The 25794-nt window shown below is 57.3% G+C and carries 22 protein-coding genes; 8 read left to right on the top strand and 14 right to left on the bottom strand.

Annotation, left to right across the window (positions count from 1 at the left end):
• Positions 1 to 8 precede the first annotated feature (8 nt).
• From D618_RS0101600 to galB, 7 genes are all read right to left on the bottom strand, one after another.
• A complete protein-coding gene (locus tag D618_RS0101600) occupies positions 9 to 929 on the bottom strand; it encodes a Gfo/Idh/MocA family oxidoreductase (protein WP_017669733.1) in 921 nt (306 codons plus the stop codon).
• On the bottom strand, positions 926 to 1897 hold the full coding sequence (araD1, locus tag D618_RS0101595) for an AraD1 family protein (RefSeq protein ID WP_017669732.1): 972 nt from the start codon (positions 1895 to 1897) through the stop codon (positions 926 to 928). The genes D618_RS0101600 and araD1 overlap by 4 nt, the downstream gene beginning before the upstream one ends.
• Positions 1894 to 3474 carry an aldehyde dehydrogenase (NADP(+)) gene (locus D618_RS0101590; RefSeq protein ID WP_017669731.1) on the bottom strand — a complete coding sequence of 527 codons (1581 nt, stop codon included), beginning with the start codon at positions 3472 to 3474 and terminating at the stop codon, positions 1894 to 1896. The genes araD1 and D618_RS0101590 overlap by 4 nt, the downstream gene beginning before the upstream one ends.
• A 93-nt stretch (positions 3475 to 3567) precedes the next feature.
• A complete protein-coding gene (gene xylA, locus D618_RS0101585; RefSeq protein ID WP_017669730.1) occupies positions 3568 to 4875 on the bottom strand; it encodes a xylose isomerase in 1308 nt (435 codons plus the stop codon).
• A 29-nt stretch (positions 4876 to 4904) separates the two neighbouring features.
• Positions 4905 to 6353: a xylulokinase gene (gene xylB, locus D618_RS0101580; protein WP_017669729.1), complete on the bottom strand. Its 1449-nt coding sequence runs from the start codon at positions 6351 to 6353 to the stop codon at positions 4905 to 4907.
• A 5-nt stretch (positions 6354 to 6358) separates the two neighbouring features.
• Positions 6359 to 7477, bottom strand: coding sequence for a glycoside hydrolase family 43 protein (locus D618_RS0101575; protein ID WP_017669728.1), 1119 nt, complete (start codon positions 7475 to 7477; stop codon positions 6359 to 6361).
• 114 nt (positions 7478 to 7591) lie between these two features.
• Positions 7592 to 10312 (bottom strand): beta-galactosidase GalB, encoded by a 2721-nt coding sequence (gene galB / locus D618_RS0101570; RefSeq protein WP_238550560.1) that lies wholly within the window; start codon positions 10310 to 10312, stop codon positions 7592 to 7594.
• A gap of 202 nt (positions 10313 to 10514) precedes the next feature.
• Here galB and D618_RS0101565 point away from each other — a divergent pair, with 202 nt between their 5' ends.
• From D618_RS0101565 to D618_RS19595, 4 genes are all read left to right on the top strand, one after another.
• A complete protein-coding gene (locus D618_RS0101565; RefSeq protein WP_040370056.1) occupies positions 10515 to 12149 on the top strand; it encodes a glycoside hydrolase family 43 protein in 1635 nt (544 codons plus the stop codon).
• Positions 12149 to 14098 (top strand): sialate O-acetylesterase, encoded by a 1950-nt coding sequence (locus tag D618_RS0101560; protein ID WP_040369986.1) that lies wholly within the window; start codon positions 12149 to 12151, stop codon positions 14096 to 14098. Before D618_RS0101565 ends, D618_RS0101560 begins: the two co-directional genes overlap by 1 nt.
• Before the next feature lie 483 nt (positions 14099 to 14581).
• A complete protein-coding gene (locus D618_RS19600; protein WP_152414475.1) occupies positions 14582 to 15277 on the top strand; it encodes a hypothetical protein in 696 nt (231 codons plus the stop codon).
• Positions 15274 to 15996, top strand: coding sequence for a hypothetical protein (locus tag D618_RS19595; protein ID WP_152414474.1), 723 nt, complete (start codon positions 15274 to 15276; stop codon positions 15994 to 15996). The genes D618_RS19600 and D618_RS19595 overlap by 4 nt, the downstream gene beginning before the upstream one ends.
• Here D618_RS19595 and D618_RS19230 read toward each other — a convergent pair.
• From D618_RS19230 to D618_RS0101550, 3 genes are all read right to left on the bottom strand, one after another.
• The gene (locus D618_RS19230) at positions 15993 to 17267 is read right to left on the bottom strand and encodes a DNA cytosine methyltransferase (protein WP_040369985.1); all 1275 of its coding nucleotides are present in this window, start codon (positions 17265 to 17267) and stop codon (positions 15993 to 15995) included. The genes D618_RS19595 and D618_RS19230 overlap by 4 nt on opposite strands.
• A gap of 52 nt (positions 17268 to 17319) precedes the next feature.
• Positions 17320 to 18501, bottom strand: coding sequence for a DNA cytosine methyltransferase (locus D618_RS19225; protein ID WP_202949929.1), 1182 nt, complete (start codon positions 18499 to 18501; stop codon positions 17320 to 17322).
• Between the two features lie 379 nt (positions 18502 to 18880).
• Entirely contained in the window at positions 18881 to 19390 is a 510-nt protein-coding gene (locus D618_RS0101550; protein WP_152414473.1) for a hypothetical protein, read from the bottom strand.
• Positions 19391 to 19657: 267 nt separating this feature from the next.
• Between D618_RS0101550 and D618_RS0101545 the strand changes: the two genes are divergently transcribed.
• Positions 19658 to 20338: a hypothetical protein gene (locus D618_RS0101545; RefSeq protein WP_017669722.1), complete on the top strand. Its 681-nt coding sequence runs from the start codon at positions 19658 to 19660 to the stop codon at positions 20336 to 20338.
• A 38-nt stretch (positions 20339 to 20376) separates the two neighbouring features.
• Here the strand turns inward: D618_RS0101545 and D618_RS19590 are convergent, their stop codons facing one another.
• Positions 20377 to 20946: a hypothetical protein gene (locus D618_RS19590; RefSeq protein ID WP_152414472.1), complete on the bottom strand. Its 570-nt coding sequence runs from the start codon at positions 20944 to 20946 to the stop codon at positions 20377 to 20379.
• Between the two features lie 924 nt (positions 20947 to 21870).
• On the opposite strand from D618_RS19590, the gene D618_RS0101530 reads away from it, so the two are divergent.
• From D618_RS0101530 to D618_RS19220, 3 genes are all read left to right on the top strand, one after another.
• Positions 21871 to 22200: a hypothetical protein gene (locus tag D618_RS0101530; protein WP_152414471.1), complete on the top strand. Its 330-nt coding sequence runs from the start codon at positions 21871 to 21873 to the stop codon at positions 22198 to 22200.
• A gap of 238 nt (positions 22201 to 22438) precedes the next feature.
• On the top strand, positions 22439 to 23095 hold the full coding sequence (locus D618_RS0101520; protein ID WP_017669717.1) for a recombinase family protein: 657 nt from the start codon (positions 22439 to 22441) through the stop codon (positions 23093 to 23095).
• A gap of 45 nt (positions 23096 to 23140) precedes the next feature.
• Positions 23141 to 24019 (top strand): Fic family protein, encoded by an 879-nt coding sequence (locus D618_RS19220; RefSeq protein WP_081590378.1) that lies wholly within the window; start codon positions 23141 to 23143, stop codon positions 24017 to 24019.
• A gap of 50 nt (positions 24020 to 24069) precedes the next feature.
• Here the strand turns inward: D618_RS19220 and D618_RS0101515 are convergent, their stop codons facing one another.
• The 3 genes from D618_RS0101515 to D618_RS19580 form a co-directional block, all read right to left on the bottom strand.
• Positions 24070 to 24438: a hypothetical protein gene (locus tag D618_RS0101515; protein WP_152414470.1), complete on the bottom strand. Its 369-nt coding sequence runs from the start codon at positions 24436 to 24438 to the stop codon at positions 24070 to 24072.
• An 84-nt stretch (positions 24439 to 24522) separates the two neighbouring features.
• The gene (locus D618_RS19585; RefSeq protein ID WP_152414469.1) at positions 24523 to 24942 is read right to left on the bottom strand and encodes a hypothetical protein; all 420 of its coding nucleotides are present in this window, start codon (positions 24940 to 24942) and stop codon (positions 24523 to 24525) included.
• Between the two features lie 69 nt (positions 24943 to 25011).
• A complete protein-coding gene (locus D618_RS19580; RefSeq protein WP_152414468.1) occupies positions 25012 to 25767 on the bottom strand; it encodes a hypothetical protein in 756 nt (251 codons plus the stop codon).
• Positions 25768 to 25794 lie beyond the last annotated feature (27 nt).

Raw genomic sequence — 25794 nt, 5'->3', positions numbered from 1 at the left:
CCTTTCGTTCAATCGCAAAACGCAGCCGTAGACGAACGATGGCCGGTTAGGAAGGCATCGGCAACAAGCCTGAGCGGGCTGATATCCACATCGCTGCGCCGCTCGCGGATCAGCGCGGCAAAACGGGTATAGAGCGCAGGATATTCCGCTTCGTCGGGCAGCGGCTGGAGCACGCCGTCGATAAAGAGGCTATTGCCCCCCTCGGCGAGCAGCAGCACGCCGGCATCGGTCTTGACCTCGATGTTCCAGCTCTGCCGGCCGGTCTGCCGCCAATCGAACACGGCGCTGACTGGCGCCCCATCTGCCGTCCGCATCGCAAGGGTCGCCGCGATGGGTGCCTCGCGGTTGACGGGAAATTCAAGCTGCGCATCGTCCAGCCGGACAGGCGCGTCCAGCAGCCGGGTAAGGATCGACAGCGCATTGATGCCGGGATCGAACACCCCCAGGCTACCGGGCGTCCAGATCCACTCCTGGCCCGGATGCCATTGCCGGACATCCTCTTTCCACTCGATCGCGATATCGGCTATTGCCTTGCCCGCAAGCCAGGCGCGCGCAGGTTCGACCCCCGCAGCAAAGCGCGAATGCCAGCTGGCAAACAGCGTCACGCCGACCTGCTCGGAAGCCTGCGCCAGATCCTCCACCTCGGACAAGGTTGCGCCGGGGGGTTTCTCCAGGAAGACGTGCTTTCCTGCCGCGATGGCAGCACGCGCTGCCGCGTGGCGGACCTGCGGCGGCTGGCACAGCGCCACGGCCTCGATCCCGGGCTCCTCCACCAGCATCGTGGCCAGATCGGGATAGGCTGCAATGCCTGGCGCCTGCGCATTTCGGCTGGCGGTGGCGGCCAGGGTGAAGTCGGGGCTCTGGGCAATGGCCGGAAGATGCTGGTCGCGCGCAATCTTGCCCAGCCCGACAAGGCCGATGCGGATCACAGCGCCGCGACCTTGACCTGCACCTCGCGCGCGCGCGCAAGGGTGTTGCTCACCGGAAGCGTGAATGGCGCAGCCGCAATCTCGAACCTGTCCCCTGGCTGCGTCACGAACCCGTCCGCGAACGACAATGTCGCGGTGCCGAAGAAATGGACATGGACGTCGCCGGGGCGACGAAAGCCCGCATATTTGAAATGATGGTGCTCGAGGTTGGTGATGCTGTGCGACATGTTGGCCTCGCCCGAGACGAACGGCTTTTGCCACGCGGCCTGTCCGTCGCGCCAGATCGTGCTGGTGCCGCGGATATCAGCGGGCAATTCACCCAGCAGCAGTTCGGGACCCAGCGCTGCAGCGCGCAGCTTGGAATGCGCAAGCCACAGATAGTTGCCACGCTCGGTGACATGGTCGGAAAATTCGTTGCCCAGGGCATAGCCGATCCGCGTCGGCGTGCCGTCCGGCGCAATCAGGTAGATCCCCGCAATCTCGGGCTCCTCGCCGCCGTCGAGCGCGAAGGCCGGCATTTCCAGCGGTGCGCCGGGGGCCGCGAGGATGGCTCCATCGCCCTTGTAGAACCACTCGGGCTGCGCCCCCACTTCCCCGTTGGCAGGCTTGCCACCTTCGACACCCATCAGGAACATCTTCATCGAATCGGTGGGATCGGGATTGGCCTGTGCCGCGCGGTGCATCGCGTCACGCCCCTCGGCCGAGCCCAGATGCGTGAGGCCGGTACCGCTCACCAGCAGATGCGCGGCATCGGGATGGTCGATCGGGCACAGCAGCTGGACGCTCGTCAGATCGATCGACTCGCCCAGCCGGTCGGCAGCATGGCGCGCCAATGCAGAACCCGCTGCCAGCGCTTCGTGTGCCAGCTCTAGGGTGGTTGTCGCACCCTTGAGCCGATAGGCGGCCCCGTCGCGCAGCGCGGCGACACCGCGCACGCCGTCGCTGAACTGGACGAGGCTGTCGATCACCGTGGCGAGCCTTCGCGCACGCCATCGATCCGCCGAGCGACACCCCAGGGGTTTTCGTCCGCAATCCCGGCTGGCAGCAGCGCAGCGGGCAGGTTCTGGAACGCCACGGGGCGCAGGAACCTGTGGATCGCGAGCGTGCCCACCGATGTCGTGCGGCCATCGCTGGTCGCGGGAAACGGCCCGCCATGCACCATCGCATGCGCCACTTCGACCCCGGTCGGCCACCCGTTGGCGAGCACTCGGCCGACCCTGTCGGCGAGCACCGGCAGCAGGTCCCGCGCCGCTTCGACATCGGCATCATCGAGCTGCAGCGTGGCGGTCAGCTGGCCTTCCAGGCTGGCGATGACCTGCGTGACCTCGCCCAGATCACGGCAGCGCACGATGACCGAGGAGGAACCGAACACTTCATGCGCCAGCGCGATATCGGCGAGGAACTGCTGCGCGCTGGTCTGGAACAGCGCCGCGACCGCCTGGTTAACGCCGGTCTCGCTTTGGCCGCGCGCGATGGTCTCCACCGCCGCATGGCCTGCCAGCGCCGACACGCCCTTGGCAAAATTGTCGTGGATCGACAGCGACAGCATCGTCTGCGGCGCGCTGCCCTGCATCACCTCGGCTGCGGCGGCCACAAAGGCGTCCAGATCAGCGCCTTCGACCGCGATCACCAGCCCCGGATTGGTGCAGAACTGCCCTGCCCCCATCGTCAGCGATTGCACGAAACCTTCCGCCAGCGCCCTGCCCCGGGCGGCGAGTGCTGCGGGCATCAGGACGACGGGGTTGATGCTCGACATCTCGGCATAGACCGGGATCGGTTCCTTGCGGGCTGCGGCAATGCGCATCAACGCCAGCCCGCCACCGCGCGACCCGGTGAAGCCCACGGCCCTGATGCGCGGATCGCCAACCAGCGCCTCGCCCAAGGCATTGGTCTCGCCCGGCAGGTACGAGAAGGTCCCTTCCGGCATGCCGCAGGCCGCCACGGCGCGCTGGATCGCGCGCGCGACCAGCTCGCCGGTGCCGGGATGCGCCGGGTGGCCCTTGACCACCACCGGGCAGCCTGCGGCCAGCGCCGAGGCGGTATCACCACCAGCGACCGAAAAGGCGAGCGGGAAGTTCGATGCGCCGAACACCGCGACCGGGCCGACCGCAATGTTCATGCGGCGCAAATCGGGCCGGGGCAGCGGCGCGCGGTCGGGCATCGCCGGATCGATCGTCGCATCGAGCCAGTCGCCTTGGCGAACGACCTTGGCAAACAGGCGTAGCTGGCCGGTGGTGCGCCCGCGCTCGCCCTCCAGCCGGGTGCGGGGCAGCCCGCTTTCCTGCATCGCGCGGACAATCAGGTCATCGCCGATTGCCTCGATCTTGATGGCAATTGCCTCGAGGAACGCAGCCCGGCTCTCGGGGTCGGTCGTGGCATAAACCGGCGCCGCTGCAGCAGCGAGCGCGCAGGCATCGGAGACCTCTGCCTCGCCCGCAGACGAAAAATCAGGCGTCAGCGTGGCGCCGGTCGAAGGATCGCAGCTCTGGAATCGGCCCGCCGATTGACGAACCTCGTTGCCCACTAGCATCGCACCATCGATCATCGAACTATCTCCAGAAATGAATAACTCAGACATATTTAGCCCCTCGAGCGCCTGTTCTCAAGCGCTCGAGGGGCTTTATTTGCGAGCTTCGGCTCAGATGAAGCGGTTGATCAGGTTCTCGATCCGCTCCTGCCGACCCGAACGCGGCTTGGGATCGAGGTTGTTGCTGACCGCGAGGTCCGCAATTCCCGCGAGGTCGAGCCCGGCCAGCGTCTGGCCGAATTCGCCGTCCCATCCGGCATAGCGTTCGGCCTTGATCGCGTCGATCCGGCCATCCTCGATCAGCGCTGCGGCGTTCAACAATCCGCGCGCCACGGTGTCGATGCCGCCGATATGGCCATAGAACAGGTCGACCGCGTCCATCGACTGGCGGCGCACCTTGGCGTCGAAGTTGAAGCCGCCAGTGGTGAAGCCGCCCGCACGGATGATCTCGACCATCGCCAGGGTCATTTCCTCGACCGAATTGGGGAACTGGTCGGTATCCCAGCCATTCTGGTGATCGCCGCGATTGGCGTCGATCGACCCGAAGATACCGAGCGCATTGGCCATCGCGATCTCGTGCTCGAACGTGTGCCCGGCGAGCGTCGCGTGGTTGGCCTCGATGTTGACCTTCACCTCGTTCTCCAGGCCATAGCGCTTGAGGAAGCCGTAAACGGTCGCGCTGTCGAAATCATATTGATGCTTGGTCGGCTCGTGCGGCTTGGGCTCGATCAGGATGGTGCCGTCGAACCCGATCTTGTGCTTGTGCTCGACCACCAGGTTGAGGAAGCGGCCCAGATTGTCGAGCTCGCGGCCCAGATTGGTGTTGAGCAAGGTCTCATAGCCTTCGCGTCCGCCCCACAGCACATAGTTCGCGCCGCCCAGCCGGTGCGTCGCCTCGAGCGCATCGCGCACCTGCATCGCGCCGAAGGCGAACACCTCCGGATCGGGGTTGGTCGCGCCGCCTGCGGCAAAGCGCGGGTTGCCGAACAGGTTGGCGGTGCCCCACAGCAATTTGCGGCCGGAGCTGGCCTGTAGCCGTTCCAGATCGTCCACCGCCTCGGCGAAGTGGCTGCGATGTTCGGCAACAGTATGCGCATCGGCCATCACATCGACATCGTGGAAGCAGTAATAGGGGATATCGAGCCGGGTGAAGAAGTCGAATGCTGCCGCGCGCTTGGCGGCAGACGCCGGGCCATCATTGGCACCGCGATGCCAGGGCCGGTCAAACGTGCCCGCGCCGAACACGTCCGATCCCGGCCAGCAGAAGGTGTGCCAGAAGCAGGCAGCAAAGCGCAGATGGTCTTCCATGCGCTTGCCCAGAACGACCCGGTCCTTGTCGTAATAACGATAGGCCAGCTCGTTATCGGTCTCGGTGCCTTCGAAGCGGATGGTGGGGATATCGGCAAAATAGTCGGTCATGGGACAGGTCCAGTCAGTTGAATGCGGAACTAGTGAGTACGCGGCGTGATGCGCGGATAGGCATCGCGAAAGGCGGCGTGCTTGGCCGCCAGCCGATCGGCGATCTCCGCGTCGGGGTGCAGGGTGTGCGCCACCGGCGGGGCGGCACAGATGTCCGCAGGCGATCCACCATCGACAGCGAGCTGCGCCAGCCGCGCTGCGCCCAGCGCCGGGCCGACCTCGCCGCCCTTCAGATAGACCAGCTCGACACCCAGGACGGCGGACAGGGTTTCGCCCCAATAGCGCGAGCGCGCGCCGCCGCCGATCACTGACAGGCGCTCCACATGGGTGCCCGCATCGCGCAGCGCATCGAGGCCGTCGGCGAGCGCGAATGCTACACCTTCGAGCACCGCCTGCGCCAGTCGCTCGGGGCTGGTGTCATGGTCGAGCCCCAGAAAGCCGCCGCGCACCTCGGCATCATTGTGCGGCGTGCGCTCGCCCGACAGATAGGGCAGAAAGATCTCGGGTCCGCTGGCAGGCCCGGTGCTCTCAGCGCGCGCGAACAGATCGGCGGCGCCCGCAGCGCCTGTCAGCCGCGCGACCCAGTCGATGCAAGAGGCGGCGGACAGGTGCACCGACATCTGGTGCCACAGCCCCGGCAGGCAATGGCAGAAGGCATGCACGGCGCGCGCAGGATTTGGGCGGAAGGCATCGGTGGCGACGAAGATCACCCCCGAGGTGCCGAGCGAGAGCAGTGCATCGCCATTGCGCACCACGCCAACACCCGCCGCGCCGGCTGCATTGTCGCTGCCGCCGCCCGCTACGGGGACCGCACCCATGCCCCAGGCTTCGGCGACCTCGGCGCGCAGCATGCCGGAGACGTCTGTTCCTTCGACCAGCCGGGGCATATGCGACATGTCCAGTCCGGTCGCCGCGAGCAGTGCGGGGCTCCATTGGCGTTGCGCGACATCGAGCCACAAGGTCCCGGCCGCATCCGACATGTCGGATGCCTTCTCGCCGGTCATCTGCAGCCGGATATAGTCCTTGGGCAGCAGCACCGTGCGCGTCCGCGCGAAGATATCGGGTTCGTGGTTGGCGACCCAGCGCAGCTTGGGGGCGGTGAAACCGGGCATGGCGATGTTGCCTGAAATCGCGCGCAGATCGGGCTCGCGCCCCTCCAGTTCGCCGCATTCGGCAAACGAGCGGCCATCGTTCCACAGGATCGCGGGGCGCAGCGGCTGATCGTCTGCCCCCAGCAAGGTCGCGCCGTGCATCTGCCCGGCGAGGCCCACGCCGCGCACCGAGCGGCGCACTGCTGGGTCGATCGCGCGCACAGCAGCGGTCGTCGCCTGCCACCAGGCGTCGGGGTCCTGTTCGGACCACAGGGATTGCGGCCGCTGAACGCTGAGCGCGGCGGTGCCCTGCGCCACCACCGCGCCATGCTCGTCGAGCACCACCGCCTTGACCCCCGAGGTGCCGATATCGATGCCCAGAAACATCGCGGTTACTTCACCATCGGCGTGATGGTCTTGATCGTGCCATCCGGGTTATAGGACAGCTCTGTCACCTTGACGTTGCGGAGCCGGGTGGTGCCGGACAGCTGGGTGTCATGATAGAACAGCCACCAGCGCTTGTCCCATTCGACGATCGAGTGGTGCGAGGTCCAGCCTTCGGTCGGCTCGAGGATCCGGCCCTGATAGGTGAACGGGCCGTACGGCGAGTCTCCGGTCGCATAGACCAGGTAATGCGTGTCACCGGTCGAGTAGCTGAAATAATATTTGCCGTTGTACTTGTGCATCCACGCCGCCTCGAAGAAGCGGCGGTCGGTGTCGCCGCCGAGGATCGGCTTGCCCGATTTGTCGAGGATCTGCACGTCGCGCGGCTTTTCAGCGAATTCCATCATGTCGTCGGCCATCGCCGCGACCTTGGGCGCGAGCGCAGGCTTGTCGGGCGCCTCAAGATCGGTCTTCGAGCCATCGGGATCGTACGTCCCGGTGGTGTTGCGCTGCAGCTGCCCGCCCCAGATACCGCCGAAATACATGTACGACTTGCCGTCATCATCGGTGAACACCGCAGGGTCGATCGAGAAGCTGCCCTTGATCGGCTGCGGCGCGGCCTTGAACGGACCGGTCGGCGACTTGGAGGTCGCGACGCCGATGCGGAACGCGCCCTGCTTGTCCTTGGCGGGGAAGTAGAGGAAATAGGTGCCGTTCTTGCGCGCGGCATCGGGCGCCCACATCTGCTTGTCCGCCCAGGGCACATCCTTGACGTCGAGCGCGACCGGATGCGTCGTCACCTTGCCGCCGATGCTGTCCATGCTGAGCACGCGATAGTCGCGCATCTCGAAATGCGCGCCAAGATCGTCCTCGGGCGTCGGCCCATCGATATCGTGGCTGGGGTAGACATAAATCTTGCCGTCCCAGATATGCGCCGAGGGGTCAGCGGTGTAGATTTCGGTCACCAGCGGCTGCGAGAGATAGCGCGAAGGATCGGCCTTGGCCCGGTCGGTGGCGGCGGTGCCGGCTTCGGGTGCGTCGCCGTCGCTTTTCTGCGGGCTGCAGGCCGTGGTGGCGGATGCTGTCACCAGCGCGGCACCCAGTGCCAGTGCACTCAATCGATTCATCGCAACTGCTCCTCTACCCAAATTCCTGCCCGGATCAGTCTGCGCTGTCCGGAGTATGGCGTTAGCGCTACCATTTTTGACGCAGGATGCAAGTCCATGTCCGCATCGTCATGTCTATCGAATGGTAATGACCGTGCTCGCCTGGGCCAGACCGTCTGCCTCGGCGCGCACCGTGACCTTGCCGGATTGCCCGGGAAGACCGCGCACGATGACCAGCGCCAGCCCATTGAACGCGTTGCGCTGGTGCGAGGGAAACGCGGTCATGTCGGTGGGGTCGCCATTGTCGGTGGCGACGATCTCGCCCGGCCCTTCGATGGTGAAGCGGACGGGGTTCTTGGCCGGGCGTACCATATCGCCCTTGGCATCCACGACGCTCAATGTGACGAACGACAGGTCCTTGCCGTCGCCTGCGATTGCCGCCCGATCGGGCTTCAGCGACAGCGCTGCGGCAGCGCCGGTGGTGGCGACGCTCGCGCTGGCCCACGGCTTGCCCTGCTTCCAGGTTTCGACCCGCACCTCGCCCGGCGCATAGGTCACGTAATCCCAGCGGAAGCGGTATTCATAGTCGCGCTTCTTGATTCTACCCTGCGACACGCCGTTGACGAACAATTCGGCCTCATCGGCGGAGCTGAACACGTGCACTGGGGTCACCTGCCCCTCGCGCCCCGGCCAGGTCCAGTGCGGCAGGATGTGCGCGAACTTCAGGTCGGGCCGCCAGCGCGCCTGATACAGCCAGAAGCGATCCTTGGGGAAACCGGCCAGATCGATGATCCCAGAATACGAGCTGCGCGAGGTGTAATACGGCGTCGGCTCGCCCAGATAGTCGAACCCGGTCCATACGAACTCGCCCGCGACATAGGGATGCTGGTCGTCGCTGGCGAACACCCGGTCGGGCGACGAGCCGAAATCCGCCGCGTGCATCTCATAGGCGCTGACCTGATGCGTCACAGGATCGCCGCCCGAATAGGGCCGCACCGGACCGCTGATCGCACCGGCCACCGGGAACAGATATTCGCCCCGGCTCGACAGCGCCGAGGCGCTTTCGCTGCTGAGGATGACCTTATCGGGGAACGCCGCATGAAAGGCGGGGTACTGGCCAATGATGCCGCGAATGCCGGCGCCCTGATAATTCAGGCTGATGACGTCCACCTCGCGCGGCATCGGCATGTCGGCCTTGGCAAAGTTCATCGCCACAGTGGTCAGCCGGCTGGGGTCCTCATCCTTGGCGATGGCGACCAGTTCGCGGGTCAGGCTCGCGCCCGCCTCGCCGCTATATTGCTCGCCCACCTCGTTGCCGACGCTCCACAGGATGACCGACGGATGATTGCGGTCGCGCCGGATCATCGATCGCAGATCGGCCTCGCGCCATTCGGGGAAGATAAGGTGGAAGTCGAGCGGGGTCTTCTTCAGTTCCCAGCTGTCGAACACCTCGTCCATCACCACAAAGCCCATTGCGTCGGTCAGGTCGAGCAGGCCCGGCGCGGGCGGATTGTGGCTCATGCGGACCGCGTTGACCCCCATGTCGCGCAGAATCTCGAGCTGGCGCTGCGCCGCCCGGCGGTTGAACGCTGCGCCGAGGGCGCCGAGGTCATGGTGGTTGTTGACGCCCTGGATGCGCAGCTTCTCGCCATTGACCACCAGGCCTTGCGCCGCATCGAACCGGACATCGCGGATGCCGAAACGGGTTTCGTAGACATCGCTGACACGGCCGCCGTGGCGGACTGTCGACACTGCGAGATAGAGGTTGGGCGATTGCGTAGGCGGCGGGCCCCACAGGCGGGGACGCAGGATTGCAACCTCGCCCTGCAGGTTGACGCTTCCGCCTGCCGGTGCATCGCCTGGCGCATGATCGATGCGCGCGACTGGGCGGCCCTTGCGCTTGCCCGCAGCGTCAAGCGCGAAAATCTCGGTTACTGCGCTGACCGGCGCGCGCGCGCTTCCGGCATTGTCGATCGCCAGCGCGACCTTGACCGTGGCCGACGCTGCCGACACCTCGCGCGTCGTTACCGCGCTGCCCCATTGCGCCACGCGCACCGGCTGCGCCTTGGTCAGCCAGATATCGCGGTACAGACCGCCGCCGGGGTACCAGCGCGCCGAAGCCGGCGGGTTGTCGAGCCGGATCGCCAGCATGTTGCGACCACCGGGGATGATGTGTTGGGTGAGGTCCAACCGCCAGCTGTTATAACCATAGGGCCAGCCGCCGATGATCTGGCCGTTGAGCCAGACCGTGGCATAGGACATCGCCCCATCGACATCGAGGAAGATCGATTTGCCCTTGTCGCTGGCCGGAATGTCGAGCGCGCGGCGATACCAGCCCACGCCCCAGCTTTTCAGCCGACCCATGCCGCCATAAGGCCCTTCCGTGAGGAATGGCCCTGCGATCGCCCAGTCGTGCGGCAGGTCGACCCGCGTCCAGCCGCTGTCGTCGAACCCGGGCTGGACATAGGCCACATCGCCGCCGGGGTTGCCTGCGGGCGCGACATGGCGCTTGGCCGGGTCCTTGATGAAGGGATTGGCGGTGGGCAATATCCAGGGCTTGAGCACGCCTGTGCCGTCGCTGCGAACCTTTGCTGCCTCTTCAGGCCTGGCATCGGCAGCCTTGCCATCGCCCGCATCGTCATAAGCCGGACGGACGTCGTAGCGCAGTTCGGCGGTTTCGCCGGCTGGATCGCCAAAAGTGAAGCGCCAACCGCTGTTGATCGATTCGCGCTCGCGCGGCGCCGACTGGCCAAAGGCAGGCATGACCAGCATTGCCAGCATGGCGATCAGCGCCGCCAGCCACCGGGATGACGTGGCGTCGGGGCGCGCTGCCCTGCGGTAAGTGATTGCTCGCAATGCCAAACTCCCCTGCTCGTTCTGAATCGGATGAACCCGCCACGCCGGGCGCCACCTGTTCGCGTTGCCCCCATCCTAGCGCGACAGACTGTGCGATCAACTATTTGTCTGAGTTTTTATTTTGTGTATGTCAGATGGCAATGCGTCCTCGAGCGGCGCACAAATGGAGGATGAAATGACGGCAACCACCGCCCTTCGCGGCATGACGGCCTCGATCGTGGCCGCGGCGTTATGGACTGCTCCCGCGCAGGCCACACCGGCACGATTCGACGAATTTCGCTATGAAGGCCGCGCGCAGGAACAGGTGACCGTCGCCGCTGACGAATACCGCAACCCGGTGCTGTCGGGCTATTATCCCGATCCGTCGATCACGCGGGTGGGAGAGGACTATTATCTCGTCACCTCGACCTTCACCCATTTCCCGGGGCTGCCGGTGTTCCATTCGCGCGATCTGGTGACATGGAAGCAGATCGGCAATGCCATTGATCGCCCGGATCAGCTCGATTTTTCAGGGCTCCCAGTGTCGCAGGGCGTGTTCGCGCCCGACATCTCGTATCACGATGGGCTGTTCTACATCGTCAACACCTGCGTGCGGTGCAAAGACAATTTCTTCATCACCGCCAAGGATCCCGCAGGGCCGTGGTCGAATCCGGTCTGGCTGCCGTTCGAGGGCATCGATCCTTCAATCTACTGGGAAGGCGACAAGGCCTATATCATCAACAACCGCGCGCCCGACGAACCCAAGCGCTATGACGGGCATCGCGCGATCTGGATCCAGGAGTTCGACTGGCGAAACGGCGAGATGGTGGGCGAGAGCACCCAACTGGTCAACGGCGGCATCGATATCACCACCAAGCCGGTGTGGATCGAAGGGCCGCACATCATCAAGAGGCAGGGCTTCTACTACCTCATCGCAGCCGAAGGCGGCACCGGCGACAAGCACAGCGAGGTCGTGCTGCGCTCCGACAAGCTGCGCGGACCTTATGTTCCCTATCAGGGCAATCCGATCCTCAGCCAGCGCACGCTCGACCCTGCAAGACCCAACCCGGTGACATCGGCGGGGCACGCCAAGTTCGTGCAGACGCCAGATGGCGACTGGTGGGCGACCTTCCTTGCCACCCGGCCCTATGGCGATGACCTGTACAATATCGGGCGCGAGACCTTCCTTCTGCCCGTCACCTGGCGCTACGGCTGGCCGCATATCCTGCCCGATGGTGCGCGCATTCCCTTTACCGCCAAGCGCCCGGCGCTCACCCCCGATCAGCCTGCCACCCCGCCGCTGTCGGGCGACTTTGCCTATACCGACAGCTTCGATGGGCCGAGGCTGGGGATGCAATGGATCGGTGTGCGCACGCCCAAAGCGCCGTTCCACCGGCTGGACAGCGGCGCGCTGGTGATGGAACCCGCCGCGCCCATGGGCGATCAGCAGGGCGTGCCTGCCTTCTGGGGCCGTCGCCAGCAGCATCATGTCGCCACGGTATCGACGGTGATGCGCTACACGCCAGGCAAGGACGGTGACCGCGCGGGGCTTGCCGCCATGCAGAACGACCAGTCCTTCCTGTTCTTCGGGCTGACAAAGATCGGCGGCAAGCCGGCCATCGCGCTCACAACCCGCGCGCAGGCAGACCGTGACACGCTGGTCGCGTCGGCGCCGCTGGATGCGCGCGAACCGGTCACGCTGACAATCCGCGCCAACGGCGGTGCGATGGCGTTCGATTACACGATCGGCGGCCAGACGAAGACGCTGAAAGCAGACCTTGATGCACGCTTCTTGAGCACCAGGCAGGCACGCGGTTTCACAGGCACGGTGATCGGCCCGTATGTGGAGGGCAACTGATGCGGACGCGGAGGCTTCGAGCCTGTGCCACGCTGATCGCCAGCAGCTTGGCCTCGGTGCCGGCGATGGCGCAGCCGGTTCTCGACCCCCAGTTCGGCGACCAGGCCGTTTTGCAGCGCGACCAGCCCATTTTCATTCGTGGACGCGCCACAGCCGACGAATCGGTCCGCGGCCGTCTGGGCGACACCGAAGTGGCCGCGCGCGCCAACAGCGAGGGCCGGTTCGAGCTCGCCTTCCCGGCGATGCCCGCTGGCGGGCCATACCGGCTGACGGTCGCTGCGGCCAGCGGGACGGCCAGCGCGAACGACATACTGATCGGCGATGTCTTCCTGTGTTCGGGCCAGTCGAACATGGAATTGGCGGTCGCCCGCGCGCAGGATGCCGACAACCAGATCGCCGCATCCACCGACCCGATGCTGCGGCTGTTCACCATTGAGCGGGCATCGGCACTTCAACCGGTGCGCGACCTCAGCAAGGTGTCCGGCTGGCTGACGTCAGCGCCCGACACCGCAGGCGGCTTTTCGGCGGCCTGCTTCTATATGGCGCAGGACCTGCGCCGCAGCGCCGACGTGCCCATCGGCGCGATCCACAGCAGCTGGGGTGGTAGCCGGATCAGCGCGTGGATGGGCGACGATGCGCTCAGGGCCTCCGACCAATCCGCCGCATCCGATCTGCGCCAGCTTTACGCGCGTGACCCGGCAGCGGCGTCTGAACGCATGGGGCGCAGCTGGGAGGCCTGGTGGCGCAAGACCACCGGCGACGCGCCGGGCCGCGAACCCTGGCAGGCCGACGCGGCGCTGGACTGGCAGCCGGTCCCGCGCATCGGCTATTGGGAAGAGTGGGGCATAGATGCGCTGATAGCATTCAACGGCATGGTCTGGTTCCGGCGCGTGATCATGCTGACGCCGGCGCAGGCGCGCCAGGCGGCAACGCTGGCGATCGGCCCCGTCGACGATGCCGACCAGACCTGGGTCAACAGCAGTCCGGTCGGCAGTGGCGGTAATCCCGGCACACCACGCGTTTACGCGCTGAAAGTCGGGGCGCTGCAGGCGGGGCGCAACGTCATCACGGTCAACGCCCATGACAGCTATGGCCGGGGCGGGATGCCCGGCCCTGCCGAGGCGATGCGGCTGACGCTCGCAGACGGCACGGTCATCGCGCTGGGCGAGGGCTGGGATTATGCGGTCGAAACGCGCAAGGCAGCGCGGCCGCCCCGCGCGCCATGGGAGGACACCGCCGGTGCCGGTACGCTCTATAACGCGATGATCGCGCCGCTGGGCCGAATCGGCTTGAAGGGCGTGGCCTGGTATCAGGGCGAATCGGATGTCGATCTGCCCGGCTATGCGCAGCGGATGGCCGCCATGATGGCAGGCTGGCGGCAGCAGTTTGGCGTTCCAGACCTACCCTTTGCCATCGTCCAGCTCGCCAACTATGGCGCGCGAGCGACGCGTCCGTCCGAAAGTGGCTGGGCGGCATTGCGCGAGGAGCAGAGGCGGGCAGTCATCGCCGACAACGGCCGCGCTGCACTGGCTCTGGCGATCGATCTGGGCGATCCGGCGGACATTCACCCCGGACAGAAGCACGTGGTCGGGCGGCGACTGGCGCACGCGATGCGCACGATCGGCTATGGCGCCGGTGACCCGCCCTCCGGTCCTGCCATCAAGGCGATCGCGCGGACGACAGATGGCGGCGCTGTACTCACCTTCAGCGACGTCACGGGTACGCTTGTCAGCTATGGCAGCAGCCTTGCGATCGGGTTTGAGCTTTGCGGCCCTGCGCCCGGTTCGTGCCGCTACGCAGCGGGCACCGTCTCTGGTGACACGGTGACCCTGGCAGGCGATGGCCAGCCGGTGACACGGGTACGCTATGCGTGGGCAGACAGTCCGACAATCAACCTTTACGACAGTGCCGGTCATCCGGCCGGACCCTTCGAAATGGCCATTCCGTAAACGGCCACATTCGGCGGCCCCCAGCATGGATCATGCTGGGTCTTGGTGATATGGTTTTCGATGGAAAACTGGAGCGGGCGAAGGGATTCGAACCCTCGACCCCAACCTTGGCAAAAGTCAAATCTATGCAATACGCGTGTTTTTTCAATAGATTATATCGTCGATACAAAATCCGAAGATGATCCGAAGATACCTTGCTGCACTTTGAAACTTCAATGTGCCGGTTCCATTGAGAAGTTACCCCGGGTACCGAGAGTTATTTCTGAGATTTGCCCCGGGTTTGAGCCTTTCCCTAGCTGCACCTCTGCATCGCTGACGGCGTTCTCAGCATATATCTGATGACTAAATCCAAGCTCAACGACCTCTGATTAGCTAGCAGAAACTAAGCCGGGCACATCACTCACTAGGACCGTGTGGTCAGCGGAATTCGGTAAGCTAAGCGGCGGATCTTGCGCAGGCAGCATGTGGTGCTACATGTACTCCATGATCCTGAAGCAACATCGCAAAAAAGATATCAAACTGAATGCCGATAAAGTGCCGGTCGACCTCCTGATACAAGCCGCTGATAACGTGAATGCTCATCTCAGAAATGCAGGTAAGCCGATAGATGGGGTCGACCTCGATCTATATGACATCATTGATTTGCGCATGCTCAGCGGCTTGATTGGAGAGATTTATGCCAATGAGGTTTCATCGTTGCATGTCGACTTAGCTCGAAATCCGGACATTGATGGGTACCCTGACATACTGGATCTGACCGGCTTAGGCCTCGATGGCAATCTCAACTCTTTCACTAAGCAAGATTTTTTAAAATTCCCCGGCGGCGGGTTAGAAGTTAAGAACACTTTTGGCGTTAAAAAATCAAAGTCAAAATGGTCTGAAAGAGAATGTCGCTTTTCGCATATCCAGAACATTTTGGTTTGGAAGGCTCATCATCGACAAACTAACAATCTCATAGCACTCCAATCGAATTACGTGGACCGTGTACCTCAGATTGTGGCAGGATTTTTTGCCGACGATCTTGAAGAATGTGATTGGACCGAGAAACAAAATCCCAAAGAGGGTAGCACCATGACTTCCTTTTGCCAGACGACACCGGGCGCTTTTGAAAAGCTAAAACGAGGAATTTTATTTAGTGGACCTCATATTTTGCCAGATGAATATGTAACAATCGAATGATGTTTACGCATAACTCAAACGGCAATTTTTGCCCCATCAGCCTAAGCGACTTGGCGAGATCCGCTGAGAAAGCGAATCATTATCTTGCAAAAATTCCTGAAATTTTGGGGTCTAACACTAATCAATTTTATAGCTCTCTCAACCAGCGCAATATCTCAGGTTTTGTAGGCGAGGTACTTAAACACGCTATACACGCAACAGATCAGAATTTCTTTCCCAACCCTCATCCTGACGGTCGCCCTGACCTGTTGAATCTCTCAGATCCTTCAGTGAGGCATTATTTTGAGAGCACTTGTTATGATACGGCCTCGCTGCGGCCAATCAGAGAGCATTTAGCGCCATTCCGTCACGGAGGGGTCGAAATCAAATGCACAATCGGCGACATTCGAACCGCCAGCTCCTATGGTATTGGACAGCCGAGGCAAGCGGCGATCACCAACCTCACGTATTGGGCCCATCACGCACACGCTTGTGATTTATTGGGATGCTACTATGATTTTTGTCCGCAAACGCATGGCTCTCCGCAAATAAAGGCAATATTTTTTGCTCGCCTCGATCAAAGCGATTGGAACAAGGTTAGCGTAGGAAAATCGGACAAAAAGAAGACCAGCAACACCGCAACAAACTCTCTCGGCAAAGCAAAGATAAAGTCTGGTTGCTTGATCTATCAAGATTCGCACAAAGATTGTCTTATTCGTCTAGGTGTAAAAATTTCCTAGACCTCACTTACTTCAATCATCTTCTTGCATATCTTTTCAATGAGCAGTGGCGGGACCGATTCTCCGATAACTTCAGCAATCCGAGCCGTACCGATTCCTTTACCTTGGATCGAGAACTTGTAGTCGTAATGATCGATAGTTTGAAGAATCAGCGCCTCTAAAACCGATAAAACTCTATTTTGGTCGGGATGAACTTTGTTATCGGAGGCTTCGTAAATAAAATTCTGCGTCAGCGCACGACCGGGCTCGTCCCATTTCATTCGGCGATATGCGGAGTGAAATCCCTTTAGAAGTCTGTGTGATCCATCTTTGTTAATCACGGTTGGTCGAGGCAAAAGGCTCCCACATTCAATGCAGTATATTGGTGTTTCCAATCCCGCCGTAGACTTTCCATTGACAACACTATCTTTGTGACGAGGATTTGATTGAAAACCGCATTCGGGGTTGACGCACTGGTTGCTGAATGCAGTGTCCCCTTCGGGAGTATTCTCAATCCACCAGTACTTTCGGTCATCAAGTGGATTTACATAATGGTAAGGGTGAAAGTCAGTTCTTGCATTTTCACCCTGTCGGCCATTTAGTTCCGGTAGATGTCCTATTGCGTCCCTTAATGTTTTTACGGGGGCCTGCATCGATTGGCTGAAAAAAGAGCCGCCATTCGATGTGAACCAGTTCTTTCCTCCAGCATCTCGAGTGAAGATTGTTATAAGGCGCTTGCGTGTTTGAGGAACACCATAGCGCTCACACTGAACAACCTCTGCCGCCCCCGCATATTCCGGTCCCAGCCGGTTCCGCACATAATCTATGATGTTCACGAAGCTTCCATTTTCGTCCGTGATTGCGGTGTTGCGCATCCCAGGAACATTTTCCAGAAGAAGCCACCGTGGGCGCAGATCACATGCAATATCCATCGTGGGTATGATGAGGCGATTCCGAGGGTCCTCAACGTCCCGCCTGCCTTCGGCAGCTTCCAATTTGAGCTTGCCAATCCCGTTCGTAGACATCCCTTGGCAAGGCGGGGTTGCGTAAAGCAAAAATAGCTCGTCGTTCTTAAGACTCTCTGCAGCTCGAGAAGTGATTTCGGATTTGAGCTGCCAAATGTCGCCGCATAGCATCTGGCTATCAGGAAAATTCTCTCGGTACAGTTGAGCCCGGTACGGGACCATCTCATTCGAGCAGATCAGGTCGATGCCAGCTGCATGGACGCCCAATTCACCAACCCCAGCTGACGAAAAGAGACAAACCGCCTTTGGCTTTGCATCGTCACTCATCGCCCCTTGGGAAGGCTTCGACACCGCAAACGGCAAAAATCCTTGGGAGAGATCATTCCGCACGGATGCTTCCCTCAAGATTCTGAATCAGCATTGGAGCAATAGCCTTGCTCAAGAGAGGTGGAACCGCATTGCCAAGCTGCGATGCGATGGCTGTCTTTGACCCACGGAACTGGAAGCAATCAGGAAAGCTTTGTAGACGAGCAGCTTCCCGGGGGGTGATAGCTCGATGCTGATATGGGTGGATGCACTTGCTGGAAGCTGGTGATGTGAACTTTACGGTTATGGTGGTCGCCGGCTGGTCAGGCTCCATGCGGGAGTAGCAAGAGCTAAAGCCGCTTGAAACGAGCCCTTCCGGCAAAGCATTCTTACTTGTGCCCGCTACCTTAATGACATCCAGCATTTTCGAGGAATGTGCTGCGGCCTGATGCAACGATAGCCTATCGGTACTACCTTTTCGCATCATTTTTTGAAACGGATTGTCCGGTTGGGTTGCGTAGCAATCGCTGGACTGACCGGCCGCCAATTCTGGAAGATCTGAAATTGCCTCCATTACAGAAAGCGCAGGGAGCCCTCGTGCTGGATTGGTCACATATTTGTCTTTGCGTTTAGTCCCAATCACACGCCCATTAAAAAAATGTGTTGGGTTTGGAAATTGTAATACTGGCTTGGAAACCAGATTTTTGTTGACACCCACCATAATCAGACGCTCCCGCTTTTGGGGAACACCATAGTTGGCTGCATTGAGAACTCGGAAATCTACGTCGTATTCAAGGCTGATGAAATCACTCATTATTTCACTAAGAAGCTCACCTTTTGTTTCTCCAATCAATCCAACTACATTCTCCATTAGAAAGACTTTTGGGCGGAAAAATCCAACATACTCAACAAAATCGAGATACAGGTAATTACGGTGGTCGTTTTTGTTGCTATTCCGTTTCGGCCGCAGTGAAGAGAACCCTTGGCAAGGTGGGCCGCCCACGATCACATCAACATCGGACAATCCGGCTTCCAAGGCGAAATCAGCTGCCGACAGGTCTCTTATGGACCGGCAAAGAATCTTAGCGCCTGGGTGGTTTGCCCTTGCTGTCTGACATGCGTCAGCGTCGTGATCGAGGCCTGCAACGACATGGAACCGGGAATCCTCCAAGCTCAGCCCGTAAGATAACGCTCCAGTGCCACAAAACAGGTCTACCACATTGTACATGCACTGCTCACCCTTGCGCTGATCCACCGCCCGGGTGGGTCCTTGCCTACCCGATCCCGATACATATACGCCGCAGGAGTGTCCACTGTTCTTGATTTGTTTTTCAAGGGCATCGGGAACCCCGGAGCGATCGACTTTGCGTGCTAGGTGTAGTCCGATACCGGGAATTTGGGCTGGATATTTAGGTTTGGAAGATCGATCGGCGCACCCAGGCGGAACCGCTATTACCTTTCGAATGCTACTAATCGGATGACTGCAGGCGTCTCCAAGCGAAGGCGAAAGGGAGCGAGGGAATGAAAGGTTCGGCAGAGGCTGTTACCCAGATTCGCCGCCAAGCAATGATGGATAAAGCAATCGCCGAACGGGAACGGCTGGGCACCGACATGGGATGCCCAGCTTTTTATTCTCAATTTTCCGATGCAATTCTGGCAACGCCGAAATCGGCATCGTTCAAGAACTTTTTTCGCTTCGATTTGGGAAGGTTCCATGCTCGAGCGAGTTCACGGCGGACATCTGTATCGACATGCTCTGACAACACTGCGAACAGCCGCTCGGTGTCGGCGTTCTCAAATTCCATGACTTGCGAGGCTGCGGCGGCAGCAAATTCTGCATCATCCGCACACCATTCAATCAGCAAGTCTGTGTTCGCCGATGTTTTGAAAACGTCGTTGTGAACCAGCGTTCGCCGTACCTGCCTGTTGCCACCAGCGATCAGGCATTCAACGGCTTCGACTGGCAAATCGGACCTCGATGCAATCGTGCATTGAACCATCGACGAATTATGAGAAGCCAGAGCCACCAGAAGTGCCGGAGCGCTATGCTCGGGCAAAGATGAGCAAATTCCGTTGATAAATTCAGCGTCATTCGGCAAATTAAAATTATTCGAATTGATGGCGATAGAAAAAATAATACTCACAGTAATCTCCAAATCTAATTGATGTGAAAGGCATAATTGCCAAACCACTTTTTTAATATAACAAATCTGGGAATTAAATAGTGGACAGAAGATGGTGAGAAGATTTGCCTACATTTACCAACTGACCTTTACTGGGAGCGGCTTTTCCTCTGAGCTCTTGCGATCGCTGCCGAGTGCCGATAACCGGCAGATGTTCACCGAAGCGGATCGACTTGCAGTTTTTGATCACCATTGCATTGTCTTGTCGAAATGATTGGTTGAACTAATATGAAGCAACCCATCGTCAAATCCCGGAAGCAGCACATCCGCCTGTGGTTCGAGTTCTATAAACTCGCCCTCGACGAACCAAACTTCCAATCGAACCTATCTGCGACGTTCCCGTTCTATGAGGAATGGGGCGACTGTCGGGATGTGAGGTTCGACGAGTGGTGGAAGGATCACTCTCACCTGTTTGGGGGGACAAGGGTCGAGGTGATCCAGAGGGTTTCGAACCACCCGAACGTCCTGAACCTATCCGTCCCGTTGAACCTGCCCGTCACTCAGACGGTGAATGAGATCAAACGTCTGATCGTGGAAACACAGCAGTCCCGATTGCGGGAACTGGGAATTGACCCGAAGACAGTGAAATCGACTTCTGTTGGGTTCGGGAAATATGAACTGTCCCCCGGTGAGATCAGAGGACGGACGGTCCATGAAGACCTGATGATCTATCGCTTATGGAAGGATCAAGGCAAACCCAAAGTCGGGCATGCGTTCTGCCAATCTATCATCGACCATATGGAAAACCGCCCTCGGAGTAAGTGGAAACCCCACTACCTCCAAGGACGTTCTGATGTTGATCGAAATGGGAACCCGGTCGTGACGCCGGAGCAGAAACGTCAGGTCAAGCGGTCACTGGAACGGTCTCGAAAAATACTGGTGTCTGTGTCCAGAGGGCGGTTTCCCTGAATTTTGAACAAAAAAAGACCCCCAGAAGGGGGTCTTTGTCATTGGATCACATCATCACATAATTTATAGCCCAGAAGCATAAGAGCCCCCTCGAGAACTCTATCGCTCTTCACCTCCTCCACGAGAGTATCGATATAAGTGATGGGTGATTTACGCACCAGAGTCTGGACTCCGTCTTCATCTTCCTTAAGAAGATAATAGTGATCGTCATCCAATTTTATTTTATTTGCATCACCTTGGAGACATAAATGACTCTCCATGTTTCCATTTGCAAACTTAAAAACCGATTGCAAATATAAATCACCCTCGGATGCAATACCCAGCAAAACAGTTAGTTCTGGAAACTTGTGTAAATCATCCATGATCGCTATTGGAGGACATTTTTCGCTACTACGTATTTTTATTACAAGGTATTCTAGACAAGACCAAACAATCTTTGATTCAATTTCTAATTGCTCAAAATAGTTCCACTTAGCGAACCAATTACGGTACTTCCATTCGCAGTCGGTATATATTTGAAATTCATTTTCATTAATCTCAATCAATTTACCGCCATCCGGAACATGAATTTTGGAATCTGTGTCCAATTCATTCTTAATGGAGAACATATAATTTAGAAATTTATCAATGTCAGGTTCGGACCCATTGAGGACTATAGTAGTATCAACATACATAACCATTATCAAATAACCTTATTCATGTCAGTGAGAACAATTCCCTCTGTCCACGATCTAGTTATCCCACGCATCCGATATACAGTCGTGGACGTAAGTTGTTTGGAGATTTGACCACACTCTGGAATGTTCGAATCTTATAAATAAGGGATATACACCCCCTCTTTATAGGATTCCCGTGACCATCCCTTCCTCATCTCTTCAACGATCCGTTCGTCAGTGGATCGACATCGACCACTGGAATTACCCGTTCGGCGTCACCCTGACCCTGAAACAACGGGTTTGGATCGATAACAACCGAGGACGTCACGGTGTGACACTGACCCCGGAGGACGGTTCCAGGAACCTCCGTCACTTCCTCAATGTCCTAAACAAACAGGTTTATGGTTCTTCCTCCCGTCGGTTCGGGAAACAACTCCCTGTAATCTCCGTTCTAGAGGGTGGTGGGACCAAGCGTCTCCATTACCATCTGGTCATGGATTGTCCCCGTGAGGACCTAATTGAGGTGTTCCCGTCAATGGTCATCCAGACCTGGAGACAGACCCTTTGGGGATACGACCAGACCCACATCACTCCCTGTGACAAGGGGTGGGTCTCCTACATTACGAAGTTCCGGGACAAACCCGACTTCGGATCATCCATAGACTGGTTGAATTGCCACAACCCCCATTGATCAAGGTTGTCGTTGATCGCTGGGTATAGACCCCTTTCACATCACCAATCGCTTGCTGCCACCGCCCCAGGACTCGCTCACCATAGCGGGTCTTGATACATAACTATATCCAATAGAATCATAATGTTAGACAGTATAATCCATAAAATAACCAGAAAGACCAATAATCACAGGAGGATAATCTCGTGACCAATACCACTCTGACCAATTTCAATGTCCCAGTACGAACACAAAAACGATTTGATGAGGTCTGCCACGCCAGTGGCAGAACGAGGACGTCAGTCCTCGTTGAACTGATGGGCGATTTTATCCTGAAGCAAGGACAGGTGATCGCCGAGCGGACCAAGCGGTTTCAGGAGGTCGATCATTCCCTGCGGGAAAATCGGCGTATAATGGGCTTCAAGGAATTCATCGCCGATCAGTCTGCCAAGGAAGGATCGGCCGTTTCTCGCCGTGTAAATCCGAATCTAGACATGCCTGATCCAATGTTTTCCGATGGGCAGGACGACTGGTGATGATCTCGAAAATCCAGAAACCCAAAACCAAACAGGATTTGGTCAAGGCTCTGCAATCAGCTCCGATAAAATCATTCGAAATCTATGAGGGTGGCGAGTTGACCCGGCTCCCCTCAAAGTCCGCTCTCACCCGTCAAGCTGCCACGGTTATCGTCATCCGTTCCTGATCAATCAGTTGTCCGATCCACCGATCTAACGGACCCCGTCAAACATAAACCAACGTTTGTATTTTACGGGAATGCGGAAAATGACTCGGTATGTGGCATATTTCAGGGTTTCGACGGAGAAGCAGGGAAAGTCCGGTCTAGGCTTGGCAGCTCAGCATACTTTGATCGAACGGTTCGTTTCCGATGGCGATGAGGTGATAGCGGAATATGTCGAAGTGCAGTCCGGTAAGAACGACGAGCGTATCCAGCTTTGGAAGGCAATCCATCACGCAAAGCGATCTGACGCCAAGCTGCTGATCGCCAAGCTGGACCGATTTTCCCGCAAGGTAAGTTTCATCGCTTCTATAATGGAACAAGGGATCGGGTTGGTGGTGGCAGAGATGCCTCACGCAACGGATTTCCAGTTGCATATCTTTGCAGCGCTCGCCCAGGAGGAGCGCCGCCTGATCTCAGAGCGAACCCGCAATGCGCTGGCAGAGGCGAAAAAGCGGGGTGTTCAGTTGGGGAAGAATGGCAAGGTGCTGGCGGAACAGAACCGCCGAACCGCCAACGAACGAGCCGAAGCATTCAGACCCGTCATCACGCCGATGAAGGAAGCGGGGCTGTCGATCAGTGAGATTGCCCGTCGCCTCAATATGGCTGGCTTCAGTACCGCAAATGGAAAGGGGTTTCATCCACAACAGGTCAAAAATATCCTCAGATATCTTTACCGAGGTAAGGTCGGGTGATCGCTGGGGGATTGCGGGCTGGCTGGAATCTTGGCAAACACTCATATGCTTGAATTAGAACCTGAAATTCTGCAGGAATACAATCGTATCCTGGCTGCGTACACTGAAGTAACAAGCTTCCCTTCTCCAGCCTTGTCAGTGACTGACGTGCTACGTGCGCACTTTATGATTGCAAACCATTTTTATCTGGAAGGTGAAGGCATTGGCGGAGTGGGTCCAAAGGACATCAACGAATTAGAGTCAACAGTTTGCCGACAGATAAGTAGCTTTGCCGGAAAAGCAAAGTGGATTACTCAATATGAAATTGCGGCAACATTATTTTATGGGATCATAAAAAATCATTGTTTTTATGATGCTAATAAGAGGACTGCTTTTTTGTCAATGATATATCAAATGCATTCAATTAATAGATGTCCTTGTGTATCTGAAAAGGTAATTGAAGACTTTACGGTAGAAGTTGCTGAAAATGGTCTTGAAAAGTATTCAAGATATAGGGAACTTAAAAAGGACGGAGACACCGACCCCGAGGTTCGCTTCATTGCTCACTGGATCAAGAAAAGCATGAGGCAAATGACTAATGATAAAAAATCAATCACATTTCGCCATCTTGACAAGATATTATCAAGGTATGGCTTCTACCTCGATAATGCCGATAAAAATTATATCGATGTTATGTCAGAAAGACAGGAGACGAAAGGGTTTATATTCAAAAAAACCAATACCGTTCGTGTAAGAATTGGGCAAATAGGCTTTCCGAGATGGGGGGCGGAGGTTCCACCTGGTACTCTTAAATATGTTCGGTCAATTACTAAGTTAAGCAGCAAAGATGGCGTTGACTCGAGAGCTTTTTTTGACGGTCTGGATTCAATGCAATCGCTTATATCGACCTATAACGAGCCATTACTTCGCCTCGCCCAGAGGTAAAAGCCGCAGACCAGATATTTTACCTTTGCTGCACCGATTGTGTGGTCAGGTTATGTTTTTTCGGTTTTCCCAAACTTTTTACGAATGTCCGACGACGCTTTCGTTAGCTGATCGTCAAAGTCTCCCTGCAATACCATTGCCCGGATCGTGCAAAGGGACCCTTCGACATGGTCGAGGTCGGTGCATTGAACCGAGAACATACCCTTCTTCAACTCGATGGGCTGGCGACCATATTTGATCGGCAGGAAATAAGTTCCAGCCTCATCCATCCAGACCCAAACTGCACGAGGCTGCTTGCCCTCGACCATCTGGCGGACATAGCCAATCTGCTGATCAATCCTACGGACAAGCTTTTGGCGGCGCTGTACGTCAGCAGAAGCCTTCTCTGGGCGTGCGGTGGCGGCAAACTTCAATTCCATCGGCATATCTCCTTGGTTGATATACCGGGCGTCTCGTCATTCGAATTTTAAGTCCACGGGCGTTTCAAAGTTAGTGATGGAGCTTCAGGCATCTTCAATGTTCACACCGCCATACTCGATTTCAAAGTATCGTTCACGCATCCTGAAACCAATCCTGTCCTCAAGGAATTCTTGCAAATCACCATAGCTATCACCGGTCTGGTCAAAGAGTTTTTGGAATTTTTCATAGTCTTCTGGTTTTTCAAAACCCCAATCTTCTTCGACTAGATCTTCGAAAATATCAGCATCTACCTTTGAAAAATCTTCAGAATAAAAATAGTCTTTCCCTATGCTTTCCGCTAACAATGCAGCGTCACTTTCGTTTTTCAAGGATATAATAATGGATCCAAATCGCCAAGTGCGTACTAGCGAAGCGCCTTTGCTAATATCATAGTTATAATTTGTGATTTCCTTGAACGATTTTTTCAGAATATTACTGACTTTATAAACTTTCCCAACCGTCATAAACCTGACTTCCCAATGGCTTACTGAACTTCCATTGATTTGATTTTGATCTCTGTCAAAATATATTATTCAAATTCCAAATACTGTACCGTACAGCTCACCCTCAGAAGTCTTTTCTACTGTAAAGTTAATCTGCGATTCTGATGAAAGTTCGCCTAACGATACATTTAAATCTGCCTTACATTCCACAGCGCCGGTAGCTTCATTCCGGTCTACCAAAATGATATTTTTTAGATCAAAAACAATATCATTTTTCCTCGAGAGCCATTCCTGCATATTTTTTTCGTAACTATTTTTTCTCTTTTGATCAAATAAGCTGGTATAATCCTTTTTCTTTTCGATTATATCGTTCATTTTATTTAGAATCGGGCGAATATTATTTGACGCATAGTTCGAAAAATACTTCAAAGCCGCCTTCTCAGCTTTGCTCTCCTGCCCAAAGTAATCAAGATCTTCATTGATTTCCATGAGACGAGCTTCAAATTCTCGTTGTTCTATTGGTGGTCGATCACATATCTCTTGTCGCCAAGTACCAGAAAATCTAAATCCTTGTGGATGCTTCTCGTCGTCGAAACAATCCGCTACTTTCGATCGGAGATCTTCTTGTAGCACTAGCTGCATTTCGTTCAGTCGCTGATACTCTGGATCCTTCTCAATATCAGTAAGCTTACCCTGTTTTGATGCAAGGCTTTGCATAAATGGATCCTGAAATGATTGTGGGATTTTACTATCTGCCAAGAGACTAGTGATAAGCTCTTTCTCATCGTTAGATGCGCAGTTTAACTCATCATTTGGCAGCAAAGAGCACCCCGTTACCATGATCATGCAGCCTGATACTGCCAATAACTTTTT

The organism is Blastomonas sp. AAP53, from assembly GCF_000331245.1.
Classification (GTDB): domain Bacteria; phylum Pseudomonadota; class Alphaproteobacteria; order Sphingomonadales; family Sphingomonadaceae; genus Blastomonas.
This window is presented reverse-complemented; position numbering and strand designations above follow the sequence as displayed.

Bases quoted from the DNA above. Each gene is read 5' to 3' on its own strand.
- D618_RS0101545 (WP_017669722.1), top strand. From the start codon at position 19,658: ATGAAGCAACCCATCGTCAAATCCCGGAAGCAGCACATCCGCCTGTGG.
- D618_RS0101575 (WP_017669728.1), bottom strand. From the start codon at position 7,477: ATGAATCGATTGAGTGCACTGGCACTGGGTGCCGCGCTGGTGACAGCA.
- xylA (WP_017669730.1), bottom strand. From the start codon at position 4,875: ATGACCGACTATTTTGCCGATATCCCCACCATCCGCTTCGAAGGCACC.
- D618_RS19595 (WP_152414474.1), top strand. From the start codon at position 15,274: ATGATGTTTACGCATAACTCAAACGGCAATTTTTGCCCCATCAGCCTA.
- D618_RS0101565 (WP_040370056.1), top strand. From the start codon at position 10,515: ATGACGGCCTCGATCGTGGCCGCGGCGTTATGGACTGCTCCCGCGCAG.
- D618_RS19600 (WP_152414475.1), top strand. From the start codon at position 14,582: ATGATCCTGAAGCAACATCGCAAAAAAGATATCAAACTGAATGCCGAT.
- D618_RS0101515 (WP_152414470.1), bottom strand. From the start codon at position 24,438: ATGGAATTGAAGTTTGCCGCCACCGCACGCCCAGAGAAGGCTTCTGCT.
- D618_RS0101560 (WP_040369986.1), top strand. From the start codon at position 12,149: ATGCGGACGCGGAGGCTTCGAGCCTGTGCCACGCTGATCGCCAGCAGC.
- D618_RS0101590 (WP_017669731.1), bottom strand. From the start codon at position 3,474: ATGATCGATGGTGCGATGCTAGTGGGCAACGAGGTTCGTCAATCGGCG.
- xylB (WP_017669729.1), bottom strand. From the start codon at position 6,353: ATGTTTCTGGGCATCGATATCGGCACCTCGGGGGTCAAGGCGGTGGTG.
- D618_RS19230 (WP_040369985.1), bottom strand. From the start codon at position 17,267: ATGAGTGACGATGCAAAGCCAAAGGCGGTTTGTCTCTTTTCGTCAGCT.
- D618_RS19580 (WP_152414468.1), bottom strand. From the start codon at position 25,767: ATGATCATGGTAACGGGGTGCTCTTTGCTGCCAAATGATGAGTTAAAC.
- D618_RS0101520 (WP_017669717.1), top strand. From the start codon at position 22,439: ATGCGGAAAATGACTCGGTATGTGGCATATTTCAGGGTTTCGACGGAG.
- D618_RS19590 (WP_152414472.1), bottom strand. From the start codon at position 20,946: ATGTTCTCCATTAAGAATGAATTGGACACAGATTCCAAAATTCATGTT.
- D618_RS19220 (WP_081590378.1), top strand. From the start codon at position 23,141: ATGCTTGAATTAGAACCTGAAATTCTGCAGGAATACAATCGTATCCTG.
- D618_RS19585 (WP_152414469.1), bottom strand. From the start codon at position 24,942: ATGACGGTTGGGAAAGTTTATAAAGTCAGTAATATTCTGAAAAAATCG.